The organism is Myxococcus qinghaiensis (assembly GCF_024198215.1).
GTDB classification, from domain to species: domain Bacteria; phylum Myxococcota; class Myxococcia; order Myxococcales; family Myxococcaceae; genus Myxococcus; species Myxococcus qinghaiensis.
Genome location: NZ_JAKCFA010000008.1, coordinates 129,956 through 147,235, shown reverse-complemented (window position 1 = coordinate 147,235; position 17,280 = coordinate 129,956). Strand labels below are relative to the sequence as shown.

General features: G+C 70.1%; 10 protein-coding genes. 9 read left to right on the top strand and 1 reads right to left on the bottom strand.

Features of this window, described 5'->3' with window-relative positions; all coding sequences use genetic code 11:
* Nucleotides 1-23 precede the first annotated feature (23 nt).
* Both LZ199_RS16570 and LZ199_RS16565 read left to right on the top strand, forming a co-directional pair.
* Entirely contained in the window at nucleotides 24-851 is an 828-nt protein-coding gene (locus tag LZ199_RS16570) for a crotonase/enoyl-CoA hydratase family protein (RefSeq protein ID WP_253994669.1), read from the top strand.
* Nucleotides 761-1,972, top strand: a complete 1,212-nt coding sequence (locus LZ199_RS16565) for a prephenate dehydrogenase/arogenate dehydrogenase family protein (protein ID WP_323389727.1) — start codon at nucleotides 761-763, stop codon at nucleotides 1,970-1,972. The genes LZ199_RS16570 and LZ199_RS16565 overlap by 91 nt, the downstream gene beginning before the upstream one ends.
* On the opposite strand, the gene LZ199_RS16560 is transcribed toward LZ199_RS16565, so the two are convergent.
* A complete protein-coding gene (locus LZ199_RS16560; RefSeq protein ID WP_253994668.1) occupies nucleotides 1,956-4,586 on the bottom strand; it encodes a DUF3656 domain-containing U32 family peptidase in 2,631 nt (876 codons plus the stop codon). The two genes, LZ199_RS16565 and LZ199_RS16560, sit on opposite strands and share 17 nt — an antisense overlap.
* 101 nt (nucleotides 4,587-4,687) lie before the next feature.
* Here LZ199_RS16560 and LZ199_RS16555 point away from each other — a divergent pair, with 101 nt between their 5' ends.
* From LZ199_RS16555 to LZ199_RS16525, 7 genes are all read left to right on the top strand, one after another.
* The gene (locus LZ199_RS16555) at nucleotides 4,688-5,491 is read left to right on the top strand and encodes an SDR family oxidoreductase (RefSeq protein ID WP_253994667.1); all 804 of its coding nucleotides are present in this window, start codon (nucleotides 4,688-4,690) and stop codon (nucleotides 5,489-5,491) included.
* Nucleotides 5,492-5,676: 185 nt separating this feature from the next.
* Nucleotides 5,677-11,205: a lamin tail domain-containing protein gene (locus LZ199_RS16550; protein ID WP_253994666.1), complete on the top strand. Its 5,529-nt coding sequence runs from the start codon at nucleotides 5,677-5,679 to the stop codon at nucleotides 11,203-11,205.
* A gap of 200 nt (nucleotides 11,206-11,405) precedes the next feature.
* Nucleotides 11,406-13,358, top strand: coding sequence for a M3 family metallopeptidase (locus LZ199_RS16545; protein WP_253994665.1), 1,953 nt, complete (start codon nucleotides 11,406-11,408; stop codon nucleotides 13,356-13,358).
* A gap of 179 nt (nucleotides 13,359-13,537) precedes the next feature.
* A complete protein-coding gene (locus LZ199_RS16540; protein WP_253994664.1) occupies nucleotides 13,538-14,548 on the top strand; it encodes a siderophore ABC transporter substrate-binding protein in 1,011 nt (336 codons plus the stop codon).
* 12 nt (nucleotides 14,549-14,560) lie between these two features.
* Nucleotides 14,561-15,523: an ABC transporter permease gene (locus LZ199_RS16535; RefSeq protein ID WP_253994663.1), complete on the top strand. Its 963-nt coding sequence runs from the start codon at nucleotides 14,561-14,563 to the stop codon at nucleotides 15,521-15,523.
* Nucleotides 15,513-16,487: an iron chelate uptake ABC transporter family permease subunit gene (locus LZ199_RS16530; protein WP_253994662.1), complete on the top strand. Its 975-nt coding sequence runs from the start codon at nucleotides 15,513-15,515 to the stop codon at nucleotides 16,485-16,487. Before LZ199_RS16535 ends, LZ199_RS16530 begins: the two co-directional genes overlap by 11 nt.
* Nucleotides 16,484-17,242 (top strand): iron ABC transporter ATP-binding protein, encoded by a 759-nt coding sequence (locus LZ199_RS16525; protein ID WP_253994661.1) that lies wholly within the window; start codon nucleotides 16,484-16,486, stop codon nucleotides 17,240-17,242. The genes LZ199_RS16530 and LZ199_RS16525 overlap by 4 nt, the downstream gene beginning before the upstream one ends.
* The last annotated feature ends 38 nt before the right edge of the window (nucleotides 17,243-17,280 follow it).

The following is a 17,280-nucleotide window of genomic DNA, read 5'->3' as shown; positions in this document are numbered from 1 at the left end:
GCCCACTCACGCGGGAGGCCGTCATGGACACCACCTACAAGTCGCTGCGCATCGAGAAGGCGGATGGAGTCGCCGAAGTGATTCTCCAGGGCCCCGGTCGCGGCAATGCCATGGGCCCGGACTTCTGGCGGGAGATGCCTGAAGCCATTCGCGCGCTCGACGAAGACGAGTCAGTGCGCGTGGTTCTTGTCCGGGGCAACGGTGACAACTTCACCTACGGCCTGGACCTGGTGGGGATGATGGAGTCCCTGGGGCCCCTGCTCACCGGGGACAACAACCTGGCCCTGGAGCGCACGAAGCTCCTGAAGCTGATTGGTGACATGCAGCAGGCCACCGAAGGCGTAGCCCGCTGTCGCAAGCCCTTCATCGCCGCCGTGCAGGGCTGGTGCATCGGCGCGGGCATGGACCTCATCGCCGCGTGTGACTTCCGCTACTGCTCCCGCGACGCGAAGTTCTCCCTGCGCGAAGTGAAGGTCGGCATTGTCGCGGACATGGGCGCCCTCCAGCGTCTGCCTCGCATCATCGGCGAGGGCCACACGCGCGAGCTGGCCTACACCGGTGGCGACGTGGATGCCGAGCGCGCCCTCCGCATGGGACTCGTCAACGAGGTCTTCCCGTCCGCCGAGGAACTGCTCACCCACGCCCGCGCCACCGCGCGACGCATCGCGGAGAATCCGCCCCTTGTCGTCCAGGGCGCCAAGCAGGTGATGGAGTACTGCGCGGACAAGTCCACGGCGGATGGCCTGCGCTACGTCGCCGTGTGGAACTCCGCGTTCCTCCAGTCGCACGACCTCGCCGAAGCCTTCTCCGCCTTCGCCGAGCGCCGTCCCCCCAAGTTCGTGGGCCGGTGAACCCCGCCCCTCTCACGAGGGGCTTTCACCCACTGCGCTCACAGTGCGAGGATTCCCATGAAGTCGAGGCTCGGGAGTCCCACGGAATGACGGAGACGGTTGGGTTGCTGGGCTATGGGCGCTTCGGTCGCGCCCTCTCGGGGCTGCTGTCCGACGCGGGCGTGCCGCACAGCGTGTTCGACCCGAGGCAGGATGAAGTGCCTCCGAAGTTGCAGGCCGCTTCGCTCGCGGAGCTGGCCTCGCGCTCCACGGTTCTTGTCCTGGCGATGCCTGTCACCGCCATGCACGACGCGCTGACCGCGCTGCGCCCCATGCTGTCGCCCACCCAGCTCGTCATCGACGTGGGCAGCGTGAAGGTGCGGCCGGTGCAAGTGCTCGCCTCCGTGCTGGGGCGTGACATTCCCTGGGTGGGCACGCATCCGCTCTTCGGCCCCGCGAGCCTCGCGCGAGGAGACGCCCGGCGCACCGTGGTGTGTCCCAACTCGCTTCATCCCGAAGCCACGCATCGGGCCCGCGCGCTGTTCGAGCGGCTCGGCTGCGCGGTGACGGAGATGTCACCGGAAGCGCATGACGAGCTGATGGCTCGCACCCATGTGCTCACGTTCTTCCTGGCTCATGGGCTCTTGAAGGCGGGAGTAGGGAAGGACCTGCCCTTCGCTCCGCCCAGCTTCCAGCCCGTGGCACGGCTCGAAGAGTACGCACGCACGGAGGTCCCCCACCTCTTCAACGTCGTGCAGTCGGAGAACCCCTACGCGCGCGAAGCCCGCGCGGGGCTGCTCGACGCGCTCACGGAGATGCACCAGGGGTTGGAGGCCTCCGCGAAGGCCATTCGCACCCCCGCCGCGCCCCCCGCGCTGCTGGACGTGCGTCAGCGCATCGACCAGGTCGACCGAGAGCTGGTGTCACTGCTGGCGCGTCGGGCTCGGCTTGTCCAGGAAGCGGCCCGGGTGAAGTCGGAGCACGGCCTTCCGTTCCCCGACACGGAGCGGGAGTCGTCCATGCTCGACATCCGACACGCGTGGGCGGAACACGATGGGCTCCAGACAGGCGCGCTGGACGATGTCTTCCACGCCGTGTTGCGGCTGTGCCGCGACACCGCGAGCACTAACGCTGAACGGTGAACGTGGGATTGAGCACCTTCATGGTCCCCTTCGTCACGCCGAACTGCTCATGCACGGCCGCGCGGCGCACGGCCTCCGCCGGGGAGATGCGGCCCGCGAGCAGCTCCTGGTACGCCCCCAGCACGCGCGTGGCCTCCTCGCGCGACTCCCGGACGAACTCCACCCGGAATCTCCGCACGCCGCGCGCCAGCAGCGAAGGCACCAATGACGCAGCGCTCTGGGCCTGTGCGTTGAACACGGTGTTGCGGCAGCCCACGTCCACCACCACCGGATGCTCCAGGCCCTTGTGGTCTCTCAGCGACAGCCGGTGCTTCTCACACGGGCGTCCGCAGCTCTTGAAGTCACGCCCATGGGACAGCGTGTGCGAATACACGCAGTGCTCCGTGTGGAACGTCGAGATGTGGTGGTGCACCGTCACCGCGAAGCGCTCGGCGGGCAGGTGCTCCAACATCGCCCCCAGCTGCACCGCGTCCAAGTCGTGCGCGAAGGTGAGCGTGTCCAATCCCAACCCGAGCAGGTGCAGCGCCGTCACGGAGTTGGTGACGTTGAGCGAGAAGTCGCCGTGCAGCGCCGGCCGCGTCTCCCCCGGGGCGAAGGGCCGCTCCAGGAAGTGCATCATCGCGCCCCAGTGCCGCGCCAGCACCGCGTCAGGCTTCAGCTTCGCGATGCGCGCGTCGTAGCCCTCCTCGCCCGGCTTCTGCACCCGCACCGTCGCAATCGTCACGCGCAGCCCCGCCGCGCGCGCCCGCTCCACCGCCCGCTGGAGGCCCACCAGCTCCATCCAGTCCAGCTCCACCTCTGGCAGCCCCGCTGCAATCACTGCCTCGAGCTGCTCGTCCGTCCGACACAGAGGCAGCAGCCGCGCTCCCTCGGCCCCCAGTGACGCGGCGACGCGCTCCCGCTGTGAGGCCCGGACCTCCTCCAGCACCGGCGTCTCCCTCACCTTGCGCGCCGGCCCCCGGGACACCGCCTCCGTCAGCTCCGCCACCAGCGAGCGGCGCAGCGCCTTCAGCTCCGACACCGGCAGATGCAGCCCCGGCGCCAGCGCCGTCGTGTCCAGCTCCGTCAGGTGGAACGACGTGCCACCCAGCGCCGCCAGCTTGTCCTTCAGCAGCGCGGCGTCCATCCCACCCCCGCGAGCCTGCGCCAGCGGCACCGCGCTGGACGCCGTGGCCACGTGGCCTCCTCGCGCCGTGCCCGTCACCACCAGCGGCCCACCGGCCGTCCCCGACACCGTCAGCGCCAGCGGGACACGGCCCTCGGGCTCGCCCTGGGCCAGCAGCTCCTCGGTGTGCTTCGCCAGGGAGGGATCGCTCGTCACCCAGACGCGCTGCCCTCGCGTCACCCGAGCCATGTCCGGCCCGGGATTGCCGAAGCCCAGCACCCAGCCGTGGCCGGTGCGCTCGACGCGGAACAGCGGTCCACCCGCCTCGTGCTTGTCCTCGGGGTGCCCGTCGTCGAACACCACGCCCATGCCCGGGCGAGGGGACAGCTCCGCGGCCACTGGCGCATCGCCCTCCAGCGGCGACGACACCTTGCCCTGCGGCGCCTCCGGCTTCGTCCGTGCGTCGTCCTGCCCCAGCCCGCCCGTCCACGGACGTCCCTCCGGGTCCTCCGCCACGAGCACGTCGCGGCCCTGCACCGCCTCCACCACGCCCAGGTACGCGCCCCGGTGCTTGGGGAAGCGCCCCTCCACCAGCGTCTGGTGGTCCGAGCCCGCGAAGAAGCCGTGCGAGAAGCCCCGGCTGTACGACAGCGTCATGTCGGCCAAATCGCGGCGCAGCGCGCCCGTGTCCGCCTTGCCCGCCGCCACGCCGTCCACCCAGCGCCGATAGCCCTGCACCGCCGTGGCCACGTACTGCGGCCCCTTCTGCCGGCCCTCAATCTTCAGCGAGTGCACGCCAATCTCGATGAGCTTGGGCACCGCCATGACGCCGGCCAGGTCCTTGGGGCTGAGCAGGTAGCGCACGTCGCCCAGGTCCTTCGTCGCTCCATCCACCACCAGGTCATACGGCAGCCGACACGACTGCGCGCACTGGCCCCGGTTCGCGGAGCGTCCACCCCACGCCTCGCTGGTGAGGCACTGGCCGCTCCACGACATGCAGAGCGCGCCGTGGATGAACACCTCCAGCTCGATGTCCGTCTCCGACGCCAGCCGTCCAATCTCCGCCACCGACAGCTCGCGCGGCACGACGATTCGCGTGGCGCCCAGGCCGCGGGCGAAGCGCGCACCCTCCGCGCTCGAAATCGTCATCTGCGTGGAGGCATGGACCTCCATCTGGGGACACACCGCGCGCGCCACGAGCGCGATGGCCGGGTCCTGGACGATGAGCGCGTCCACGCCCGCGGCGGCCACGCGGCGCAGGATGTCCTCCACCACCGGCAGCTCCGGCTCGAACACCAGCGTGTTCATCGTCAGGAACGCGCGCGCCCCCGCGCGGTGCACCAGCGCCAGCGTGTCGGGCAGGGTTGCGAGCGAGAAGTTCTCCGCCCGGGCGCGGGCATTGAAGCCCTCGTCCAGTCCGAAGTAGATGGCGTCCGCGCCACTGGCGAGCGCGGCCTTCATCGAGTCGAGGTCACCAGCGGGGGCCAGGATTTCAGGACGACGGCGCATGCTTCCGCCCTCTACCACACGAGCCCTGACACGCGCCCGTGGACGCAGTGCGGCAGGTTCTGTTCAAGTCGCCGCCCGGTTGCTTCCACAGGAGACGAGTCATGGCTGAAGGCGTGTTCAAGGACGGGCTGCTGGCGGGCAAGGTGGCGTTCATCTCGGGGGGCAGCAGCGGCATCAACCTCGGCATCGCCGAGGCGTTCGTGAAGGCGGGCGCCAAGGTGGCCATCAACGGCCGCAACGTGGAGAAGCTGGAGGGTGCGGTGAAGGGCCTCCAGGCTTACGGCACCGCCATGGGCGTGGCCGCGGACGTGCGCGACTACGCCTCCGTGGAGAAGGCGCTCCAGACGGTGCGCGATGTGTACGGTGAAATGGACATCCTCATCTGTGGCGCCGCGGGCAACTTCCCCGCGCCCGCGCTGGGCATGTCCTCCAACGGCTTCAAGGCCGTCATGGACATCGACGTGCTGGGCACCTTCAACCTCTGTCGCGCCGGCTTCGAGCACCTGCGCAAGCCCGGCGCCTGCGTCATCAACATCTCCGCGCCCCAGGCCTATCTGCCCATGGCCATGCAGGCCCACGTGTGCGCCGCCAAGGCGGGCGTGGACATGCTCACCCGCGTGCTCGCGCTCGAGTGGGGCAGCGCCGGCGTGCGCGTCAACGCGATTACCCCCGGCCCCATCGAGGACACCGAGGGCATGCGCCGCCTGGCCCCCAGCGCGGAAGGCCACGAGAAGCTCGCCCAGGCCCTGCCGCTCCAGCGCTTCGGCACCAAGGCGGACATCTCCCGGCTGGCCCTCTTCCTGTCCTCGGAGGGCGCGTCCTACATCACCGGCTCCATCATGGTCTGCGATGGTGGCCAGTCCCTCTTGGGCGGCGCCGCGCTGATGGCGGCCCTCGGGATGTAGCCCGGGCCCCAGGGCTCGCGGCTCGGGAGGAGGCTGGGGCGTCCACGACCTCCTCGTGGGTGAAGTTTGTTGTAACTGCAAACTTGTGGCCTGGGTCTCCGTGGGGTTGCGATGTCTGGTACAAGGCATCGCACCTCGCGAGCGGAGTCTTCCCTGGGGGGACTGCTCGCATCCCGGAGACACGCATGTCCGTACGCCTTGCCCCGTCAGCCCGACTCCTCGGGCTGGCTGTGTTGAGCCTTGGCCTGTTGCTTGGTTGTGGCGATGACTCGAATCCCCAGCCGTTGCCGCCGCCCGCGACGCTGCCGGACGCCACCGCGTCCACGGTGGTGCTGACGCCGACGGGGGCGCTGCTGGCGGATGGCCAGGCCCGGGGCGAGGTCACCGTCATCGTGAAGGGCAAGGACGGCGCGCTGCTGGCGGGACGTTCGGTGATGGTGGCGGTGGCGGGCGAGGGCAACACGGTGACGCAGGCGGGGCTGACGAACAGCCAGGGTGTCGCCGTCGCCTTCGTGGTGTCCACGCGCGCGGGTGAGAAGCGGGTGACGGTCTCCGTCGCCGCGGAAGGGGGCGCGGTGGTGCTGGCCTCGCAGCCCTCGTTCACCTTCGTCGCGCCGGTGGCCACGCGGCTGGCGTTCTCCACGTCGGCGCTGGAGGCCACGGCGGGCGCGGTCATCAACAGCCTGGAGGTGCGCTACCTCGACTCCCAGGCGCGACTCGTCCCAGGCGCGACGGCGCCGGTGACGCTGTCGCTGGCGGCGAACCCGGGGGCCGCGACGCTGGAGGGGACGCTCACCGTGGTGCCGGTGGACGGCGTGGCGCGCTTCACGGACGTGGTGCTGAAGAAGGCCGGCGCGGGCTTCCAGCTCCTGGCGGCGGCGACGGGCGTGGAGAACGCGACGACGGAGACGTTCACCGTGGTGCCGGCCGAGGCGGCCTCGCTGGAGCTCGCGGGCCTGACGGCCACCGCCGTCGCGGGTGCGGCGCGCGAGGCGCAGGTGACGGTGCATGACGCGTTCGGCAACGTGGCCACGAACTACACGGGCACGCTGGCCGTGCGCTCCACGGACGCCACGGCGACGCTGCCCGCGTCCCATGTCTTCACCGCGACGGACGCGGGACACTTCACCTTCACGGGCCTCGTCCTCAAGCGCGCGGGCAGCCACCAGGTCACCGTGCAGGACGTGGGCGTCGCCACGCTGAGCGGTCATCAGGACGTGGGCGTGGTGGCGGGGGAGCCCTCGACGCTGGCGTTCACCCAGGTGCCCACGTCGGGCTCGTCGAGCACGGCGCTGTCCTCGGTGGAGGTGTCGCTCCAGGACGGCTTCGGCAACACGTCGGCCGTGGGGGCGCCTGTCGTGACGGTGTCGCTGGTGGAGGCCGGTGACCTCTCCGGCGTTCTGGCGGTGGCGCCGGTGGAGGGCGTGGCCCGCTTCACCGGGCTTCGCGTGAGCACGGAGGGCAGCTTCCACCTCCGGGCCAGCGCGCCCGGCCTGACGGCCACGGACAGCGCCGCCATCGCCATCGTGGATGACGTGCCGCCCGCCAGGCCCGTGCTCGCGGTGGGAACGCTCGGCGCGGACTCCGCGACGGTGACGTGGGTGGCCGTGGGGGATGACGGCAACGTGGGGCGCGCGCTGTCGCAGACGCTGCGCTACTCCCTGGCCCCCATCACCACCGCCGCGGAGTTCGACGCGGCGACGCCGGTGGGAGGCGTGAATGCGCCCGCCCCTTCGGGCACCGCTGAGTCCGCCCAGCTCACAGGCCTGAGCGCGAACCAGACGTACCATGTCGCGCTGCGGGTGGTGGACAACCGGGGCAACGCCGCGCTCTCCAACAGCCTGTCCTTCCAGACGCTGAACTCCGAGGTGACGCAGCTCGCCTTCACCCCGCAGCCGGTGAACGGCACCGCGGGCCAGTCGCTCGCGGACGTGGGCGTCTCCCTGCTGAACGCGCAGGGCGAGGTGGTGACGGAGAGCAGCCTGCCGGTGACGCTGACGTTGGTGGGGGGCACGGGCTTCGAGCCGAAGCAGGTCTCCGCCGCGTCCGGCGTGGCCCTCTTCTCCGGCCTTCGCGTCGACACCACGGGCACCTATCGCTTCCAGGCCAGCGCCAACGGGCTGACGGTGCAGAGCGCGGAGTTCGTCATCGCGGCGGGTGCGCCGTCGCGGCTGGTGCTCACGGGCCTGGTGGCGCCTGTCGTCGTGGGGCAGTCCCAGAGCGTGGAGGTGACGGCGTTCGACGACTTCAACAACGTGGCCCAGGGCTACACGGGCGCGGTGCGCTTCACGTCCACGGACCCGGCGGCGGAGCTGCCCGCCGACTACACCTTCACCGCGCAGGACCAGGGTCGCCATGTCTTCACGGACGTGGTGCTGATGACCTCGGGGCTTCGCCGCGTGACGGCGACGGACACCGCCAACGCGCAGCTCACGGCGTTCATGGAGGTGGAGGTGACGAGCGACGCTGGCCACCACCTGGTGCTGGAAGGGCTGCCGGCGCAGGTGGCGGCGGGCAGCAGCCACGAGCTGACGCTCAGCGTGCGGGACGGCTCCGGCAACCTCGTCACGGGCTACACCGGTGAGGTGGACTTCGCCTCGGACGACCCCCGGGCCACGCTGCCTCCCGAGCATGTCTTCACCGCCGAGGACGCGGGTCGCTACACCTTCAGCGTGACGCTGGAGACGTCCGGCGGGCACTCCATCACCGTGTCTGAAGCGGGCAGCTCCCGGTCCGCCTCCCAGAACACGCAGGTGTCCCCGGGGGCCGCGGCGTCGCTGACGCTGGGGCTGTCCACGACGACGCCGGCCGCCGGCCAGGCGGTGGTGGCGACGGTGACGCTGGTGGATGCGTATGGCAACCAGGCCTCCGGCTACCGGGGCACGGTGGCGCTCAGCGTGGCGCAGGACCCCGGGGCCTCCGTCCCGGGCGCGTACACCTTCACCGAGGCGGACGCGGGACGGCACGTCTTCAGTGTGACGTTCGCCCAGGCGCAGGAGACGACGCTGTCCGCCGTGGACACGCAGCAGGCGACGCTGACGGCCTCCGAGGCCGTGACGGTGAGCGCGGGTGTGGCCACCGCGCTTCACGTGGCGCCTGTGACGCAGGTGCTGACGGCGGGTGTCGCGCAGTCCTTCTCCGTCAGCGCGAGGGACCGCTTCGGCAACCTGTCCCGCGACTACGTGGGCACGGTGCAGCCCTCGTCGACGGACGCCCAGGCGGGGTTGCTCACCGCCCACACGTACACCGCCGCGGAGCAGGGCGAGCACCTCTTCAATCTCACGCTGCGCACGGCGGGCACGCAGACCGTCACCTTCTCGGACGCGGCGCTCGCGGTGTCGGAGGCGCTCGACGTGACGGTGGAGGCCGCGGCTCCGGAGCGGCTGGGCTTCGTCTCGGTGCCGGCCTCGGCCTCGGTGCGTCAGGTGCTGCCCGAGGTGCGCGTGGCCGTACAGGACGCGTTCGGCAACACGACGTCCTCCCAGACGCCTGTCGTGACGCTCGCGCTCTCGGGCGGCGGCGTGCTCGAAGGCGACGTCACGGCCACGGCCGTCTCGGGTGTGGCGCGCTTCAGCACGCTCTCGGTGGTCCAGGAGGGTGACTACACGCTGACGGCCTCCGTGTCCGGCGCGAGCCTGACGGCCGCGTCCACCGCGCTGACCCTCATCGACGACCAGCTCCCCGCGAAGGTGGCCTCGCTGGAGGCGAGCGTGGTGGGCACCGACTCCGTGCGGCTGCGCTGGGTCGCCACGGGCGATGACGGCCAGCTCGGCCAGGCCGCGTCCTACCAGCTGCGCTACAGCCTGGCGCCGTTGACCGAGACGAACTTCGAGGTGGCGGTGCTGGTGCCCACCGGCGCGCCCGGCCTGCCCGGCACGCAAGAGGAGGTGACAGTCCCGAGCCTCCCCACGGGTCGCACGTATCACTTCGCCGTGCGCGTGCTGGACGGCGTGGGGAACACCAGCCTGCTGACGGGCACCTCGCTGGACCTGCCTGGAGCGTGCGGCAGTCACGTCTGCGCGCCCCGCGCTTCCGAGTGCTCCGAGTCCGGTGTGGAGGTCGTGACGTACGAGGCCACCTGCGAGGTGCTCGCGGGCGAGCCGACGTGCCGCTATGTGCCCACCTCGACGGCGTGCCCTGGCGTGGAGGGCGTCTGCTACCAGGCGGCGTGCACCACGGCGGCGGCGCCGGGCGAGCGCGCGCTCATCATCACCGAAATCATGGCCTCCCCGAGCACCGGCACGACGGAGTACATCGAGGTGACGAGCACGTCCGACGCGCTGCTCAACATCAACGGCCTGTCGCTCATCTCCTCGGACACGAGCACCGTCTCGGTGGACCGGGGCCCGGGCGCGGCCGTGGTGCTGCCGGCGCGCGGCATCCTGGTGCTGGCGAGCAACGCGGACTTCGCCACCAACGGCGGCGTGGCGGCGGACCATGGCTACGGGAACGCCCTGGACCTGGAGGCCACCGGCCAGCTGTCCCTGCGCGTGAAGGGCGTGGTGATGGACGACGTCACCTATGACGAGGAGTTCCCCCTGGTGGCGGGCCGCTCGCTGAGCCTGTCCTCGGAGCTGGTGGGCAGCACCGCGAGCCGCTACTCCTGGTTCTGGTGCGCCTCCAGCGACGAGCTGTCGGGCGGAGACCGGGGCACGCCGGGCCTGCCCAACGAGACGTGCGGCGTGGTCATCCAACCGCCCGTGGAGTTCTGCGCCATCGAGTCCCCCAAGTCGTTCCCGACGGCGATTGCACCGGGCTCGCCCCACGAGGTCACCAGCCGCGTCTACGAGCCGCAGGTGACGACGCGCAGCACGTCCGGCAATGACCACTTCCCGTACCTCGTCTCGGAGCTGGGCTATGGCACGGACGCCAACGCGCCGGAGTCCTGGACGTGGGTGTCCGCGACGCCGAACCCCAGCTACGGCGCGCTCGGCGGCAACGACGACGAGATGTTGGCCACCCTCCAGATTCCCGCGAACGGGAGCTACCTCTACGGCTTCCGCTACCGCTTCACGCGCGGCCCGGCGGGCGCCGACACGTGGGTCTACTGCGACCAGAACGGCGTCGTCGCTCCGGGCGTCCCGGCGAGCTACGGCACCGTGACGGTGGACGAGGTCATCCCCGTGTCGGACCACGTGGTCATCAGCGAGGTCAGTGGCCGTGGCGTGACGTCCCAGACGGACGAGTTCGTCGAGCTGCACAACCCGACGAACCAGGCCGTGGACCTGAGCGGCTGGATGCTCCAGTACAAGTCGGCGACGGGAACCACGTACTCGGGCACCTTCGTGATTCCCGCGGGCAAGGTCATCCCGGCGCACGGCTACTTCCTGCTCGCGCACACGGGCTACACCGGGACCGGGGCGCTGGCCGCGGACGCGATGTGGTCCGGCTTCGACATGTCGGCCTCGACGACGGCGGGCGGCCATGTCCGCATCGGCCGGGACTTGACGACGTCCTCGCCCATTGAAGTGGACAAGCTGGGGTGGGGCACGGCGAACACGCCGGAGGGCACCACCGGCGGTCCGTCCCACCCGGCGGCGGGCGGCAGCATCGAGCGCAAGGCGCTGCCCACGTCCACGCAGGCCACCATGGCGGAGGGCGGCTCCGACGCGAGTCGGGGCAATGGTTCCGATACGAACAACAACGCGGCGGACTTCGTGATTCGCGCCGCCCGCCAGCCGCAGAACTCCGCCAGCGGTACCGAGCTTCCGTAGTCCCGGGGACACCTCGAGCGGCAGGGGAGGCCGTCCTGGCTGTAAGCCGGGGCGGCCTCCTTGTTTTCGCGAGGGCGGGGCCTGGCTGGCCCACTGTCGGCCAGCGTGCCGTCCGGTCATCAAAGGCTGCTGCTCGCGGAGGGCAGGCGGATTACCTTTGCGGCGCACACTTCCCGTCAGCACGCCCAGGAGAGCAGCCCGTGCCTGAAACGCCTGTCACCGACGCCGTCCGCCTCATCACCTGTCCGCCCGCCGAGTTCCGACGCTCCGGCGAAGCCGCCATGGAGGCCACCCGCGCCGGAATCGCCCGCCTCAAGGCCCTCCGCGCCCCCTTCGACGTGGTCCAGGTGCTGGAGCTGTATGACGAGGCCATGGCCTCGCTCGATGACGCGGGCGCTCGCGCGAGCGTCGCGCGGCACTCCCACCCGGAGGCCGCCATGCGCGAGGCCGCCGAGTCCGCCGAGCAGGAGCTGGAGACGCTCGCCACCGACATCCGCATGGACCGGGGCGTCTACGACGTCCTCGCCTCGCTGGACCTCTCCGGCCAGGACGCGCAGACGCGCAAGTGGATGGAGAAGGTGCTGCGCGACTTCCGCCGCTCCGGCGTGGACCGGGACGACGCCACCCGCGCCCGCGTGAAGGCCCTCAACGAGGAGCTGGTCCGCATTGGCCAGGAGTTCAGCCGCAACATGCTCCAGGACACCCGCGCCGTGTCCCTGCCGCCCTCCGCGCTGGACGGACTGCCGGACGACTATGTCCGCGCCCACCCTCCCGGCGCGGACGGCCAGGTGAGCATCACCACCGACTATCCGGACATCATCCCCTTCATGACGTACGCGCGTGACGCGAAGGCGCGCGAGCAGATGTGGCGGGCCTTCCGCATGCGCGGGCACCCCAGCAACACGGACGTGCTGGAGCGCATGGTGGCGCGCCGTCACGAGCTGGCCACGCTCCTGGGCTACCGCAACTGGGCGGCCTTCGCGACCGAGGACAAGATGATTCGCGACGAGCAGGCCGCCGCGGACTTCATCGCCCGGATTTCCGACGCGTCCGGCAAGCGGATGGAGCGCGACTACGGGCTGCTCCTGGAGCGCAAGCGCCGGGACGTGCCTGGCGCCGCGCGCGTGGACCCGTGGGACCAGGCGTACCTGGAGGACCGCATCAAGGCGGAGCAGTACGCCTTCGACTCGCAGGCGGTGCGGCCGTACTTCGAGTACACGCGCGTGAAGCAGGGCATGCTGGACTTGACGGCGCGGATGTTCGGCGTGACGTACCGCCGCATCCAGGACGCCGTGGTGTGGCACCCGGACGTGGAGGCCTACGACGTGCTGGAGGACGGCACGGTGAAGGGCCGCTTCTACCTGGACATGCATCCGCGCGCGGACAAGTACAAGCACGCGGCGCAGTTCACCCTCACCAGCGGCAAGTCCGGGCGGCGGCTCCCGGAGGGCGTGCTGATGTGCAACTTCCCCAAGCCCGGCGCGGAGCCCGCGCTGCTCCAGCATGACGACGTGGAGACGTTCCTCCACGAGTTCGGCCACCTGCTGCACCACATCTTCGGCGGCCACACGCGCTGGGCCGGCGTGTCGGGCGTGCGCACGGAGTGGGACTTCGTGGAGGCGCCGTCGCAGATGCTGGAGGAGTGGGCGCGCGACACGGCGAGCCTGCAGACCTTCGCCAAGCACTACCAGACGGGCGAGCCGCTGCCGGCGGAGATGGTGACGCGGATGCGTCGCGCGGAGGAGTTCGGCAAGGGCCTGTGGGTGCGTCAGCAGATGTTCTACGCGGCGCTCAGCCTGGAAATCTACCGGAGGGCCCCGGCGGGCCTGGACGCCACCGCGCTGGTGCGCGAGCTCCAGGGCACGTACACGCCGTTCCCCTACGTGGAGGGCACGTACTTCCACCTGTCCTTCGGCCACCTGGAGGGGTACTCGTCCAACTACTACACGTATATGTGGTCGCTGGTCATCGCGAAGGACCTCTTCACCGTGTTCCAGAAGGAGGGGATGTTGTCCCCCGAGCCCGCGAAGGCGTACCGGCGCGCGGTGCTGGAGCCGGGCGGCTCCGACGACGCGGCGAAGCTGGTGCACGCCTTCCTGGGGCGTGACTACGACTACACCGCCTACGAGGCGTGGCTGAACAAGGCGGCGTGAGCGTCGCCGGTTGAAGGGTGGGGCGCCTTCACCGGGCCCCACTCGCGCCGCGCGGGGGCCTACATGTCGATATTGATTTGCAGAATCAAGTAGTGCGTGTTCCCGCCTGGGCTGCTATGTGAGGCCGCGCCGTCCCGCGCCCTTCGCTTCCGTTCCGCGCGCACTGGCTGGATGAAACCGTGAGCACACCTGACAGGCGTCCCTTCCCCCTCCTCGCGATTCTCGGTGTCGTGGCCCTGCTGGCCGTCGTCGGAGTCGTCGTGGCGTATCAGCGCGGCGCTCCGTCGCCCGCGGCGGTGGTGGCCCAGGCTCCCGAAGCCCCCGAGGCCGCGGCGCCCGCCGCGCAGGGCCGCACCGTGAAGCATGTCCAGGGGACCTCGGTCGTCCCGCTGAATCCCCAGCGCGTCGTGGTCTTCGACCTGGCGGCCCTGGACATCCTCCAGGCGCTGGAAGTGAACGTGCTCGGCGTCGCGGGGGACCAGTTCCCCCACCACCTGGCGCCGTTCGCGGACGCGAAGTACCCGCGCATGGGGACGCTGTTCGAGCCCAACTACGAAGCCCTCCACGCCGCGAAGCCGGACCTCATCATCACCGGGGGCCGCTCCAGCGCGAAGTACGCGAGCCTCTCCAAAATCGCCCCCACCGTGGACCTGCCGATGAGCGGCGCGAACTACATCGACACGGTGGTGGCCAACACGGAGCTGCTGGCGAGCCTCTTCGGCAAGGAGGAGAAGGGCCGCGCGCTCGTCGCCGACCTGCGCGCGTCCATCGCGAAGCTGAAGGAGACGACGGCGAGCCGGGGCAAGGGCCTGGTGGTGCTCGTCACCGGAGGCCGCATCAGCGCTTACGGGCCGGGCTCGCGCTTCGGCGTCCTGCATGGCGACTTCGGCGTGCCCGTCGCCGTCGAGGGACTCAACGCGTCCCTGCATGGCGAGGTCATCGGCTCGGAGTTCATCCGGGAGAAGAACCCCGACTGGCTCTTCGTGATTGACCGTGACGCGGGCATGGGCCAGCGGGGTGGGGCGCAGCAGGTGCTGGACAACGAGCTGGTGCACCAGACGACGGCCTGGAAGAACAAGCAGGTCGTCTACCTGGACCCGATGACGACGTATCTCATCGGCGGTGGCATCCAGTCGGTGAACCACCTGCGCGGTCAGATTGCGGAAGCCTACGCCGCGCGAGCCCAGTAGGCTGTCCGGGTCGTGAAACGCTTCGTCGCCGCCGCTGTCGTCATCGTCCTGCTGGCCCTGGTCAGCCTGTTCATTGGCGTCGGCAACGTGTCGTGGAACTCGCTCTTCTCGCCGAGCCCCGACGAGCGCGCCCTCCAGGTGCTGGTCATCAGCCGCATCCCCCGGCTCCTGGCCGTCATCCTGGTGGGCATGTCCCTGGGCGTGGCGGGGCTGCTGATGCAGATGCTCGCGCGCAACCGCTTCGTGGAGCCGGCGACGGCGGGCACCGCGGAGTCCGCGAGCCTGGGCATGCTGACCGCCACGGTGCTCGCTCCCCAGCTCCCGGTGCTCGGGAAGATGCTGGTGGCGTCGGGCTTCGCCCTGGCGGGCACTGCGCTGTTCCTGCTCATCCTCAAGCGCATCCCCCTGCGCTCGGTGCTCGTCGTGCCGCTGGTGGGCCTGGTGCTGGCGGGCGTCATCGACTCGGTGACGACGTTCTTCGCGTACCGCTTCGATTTGCTCCAGTCCGTCAACGCCTGGACGACGGGGGACTTCTCCACCGTCCTGCGCGGGCGCTACGAGCTGCTCTGGGTGACGCTGGGCCTCACGTGCTGCGCCTACGTGGCGGCGGACCGCTTCACCGTGGCCGGCATGGGCGAGTCCTTCACCACGAACCTGGGGATGCGCTACTCGCGCATCGTCGCATTGGGGCTGGTCATCGTCTCCATGGTCACCGCGATGGTGGTGGTCACCGTGGGGATGATTCCGTTCCTGGGCCTGATTGTCCCCAACGTCGTCAGCCTCTTCATGGGCGACAACGCGCGGCGCTCCATTCCGTGGGTGGCGGTGTGTGGCGCGGGCTTCGTGCTCGTGTGTGACGTCATCGGCCGGGTGGTGCGCTTCCCGTACGAAATCCCGGGGGCGACCATCGCGGGCGTCATGGGCAGCGTGCTCTTCCTGTACCTCCTGCTGCGGAGGGACGCCCGTGTCGGCTGACCGAGTCGCGGTGCCGGCGAGGCCCGAGCGCACCCTGTTCATCCTCGGGTGCATGGCGACGGCGTGCGCCGTCCTGTTCATGCTCATCGACGTGGGCGGGCAGTGGGACTTCGTCCTGCCGTTCCGGGGGAAGAAGCTCGCGACGGCGCTGCTGGTGGGCTACGCCATCGCCGTCTCCACGGTGCTCTTCCAGACGGTGACGGGCAACCGCGTGCTGACGCCCGCGATTCTCGGGTTCGACTACCTCTACGTGCTCATCCAGACGTGCCTGCTCTTCTTCCTGGGCTCCAGCACGGTGGTGAACCTGGACCCCCGGCTGCTGTTCGGCGTGGAGGTCCTCATCATGGTGGCCTTCTCGGGGCTCTTGTACTGGGGGCTGTTCGGCGGAGCGCGGAGGAACCTGCACCTGGTGCTGCTGACGGGCGTGGTGTTGGGGGTGCTGTTCCGGAGCCTGTCGTCCTTCCTCCAGCGGCTCATCGACCCCAACGAGTTCATCTTCCTCCAGGACCGCTTCTTCGCGAGCTTCAACAACCCGGACCAGGAGCTGCTCGTCGTCTCGTTCCTGGTGACGCTGGGCGTGTCGGTGCTGGGCTTCCGGATGCTGCGCACGTTCGACGTGCTGGTGCTGGGCCGCGAGACGGCCATCAACCTGGGGGTGGACTACCAGCGCACGGTGGCGCTCATCCTGGTGCTGGTGGCCATCCTCGTCTCCGTGTCGAGCGCGCTGGTGGGGCCGGTGACGTTCTTCGGCCTCCTCGTGTCCAACCTGGCCCACGCGGTGGTGCGCACGTACAAGCACGAGCTCATCCTGCCCGCCGCCGCGCTGGTCGCCGCGGTGGCGCTGGTGGCGGGGCAGGTCGTCCTGGAGCACGTCTTCGCTTTCGACACCAACCCGCGCGTCATCATCGAGTTCGTCGGCGGGCTGGTGTTCATCACGATGCTCATGAGGAAGGCCCCGGGATGATCGAGGCGAAGAACGTCACCAAGCGCTACGGCACGACGCTCGTCGTGGACGACGTCTCCCTGCGGCTGCCCGTGGGCGGCATCACCTCCATCATCGGCCCGAATGGCGCGGGCAAGTCGACGCTGCTGTCGATGATTTCCCGCGTGCTGCCCATGTCCTCGGGCAACGTCCTGGTGGATGGGCTGGACGTCGTCACCACGCCGGGAGACGTGCTCGCCAAACGGCTGGCCATCCTGCGCCAGGACAACCACCTCACCTCGCGACTGACGGTGCGGGAGCTGGTGACGTTCGGCCGCTATCCCCACTCGAAGGGGCGGCCCACGGTGAAGGACCAGGAGCACGTGGAGCGGGCGATTCAGCACATGGGCCTGGAGGCGCTCTCGGCGCGCTTCCTGGACGAGCTGTCGGGAGGCCAGCGTCAGCGCGCCTTCGTGGCCATGGTGCTCTGCCAGGACACGGACTACGTCCTCCTGGACGAGCCGCTCAACGGCCTGGATTTGAAGCACGCGGTGTCGATGATGAAGCAGCTGCGGACGGCCGCCGACACGCTGGGCAAGAGCTTCGTGCTGGTGCTGCACGACCTCAACTTCGCGTCCTGCTACTCCGACCACCTCATCGCGATGCGGGACGGCAAGGTCGCGTTCCAGGGGCGCTCGGAGGACATCATGCGGCCGGACGTGCTGCGGGCTGTCTATGACTTGGAGATCGCCATCCAGCAAATCAATGGCGATTGGATTGCCACGCACTACCGCTGACGTCTGGGCCCCCTGCCTTTTCGGGGGAGCATGACTCC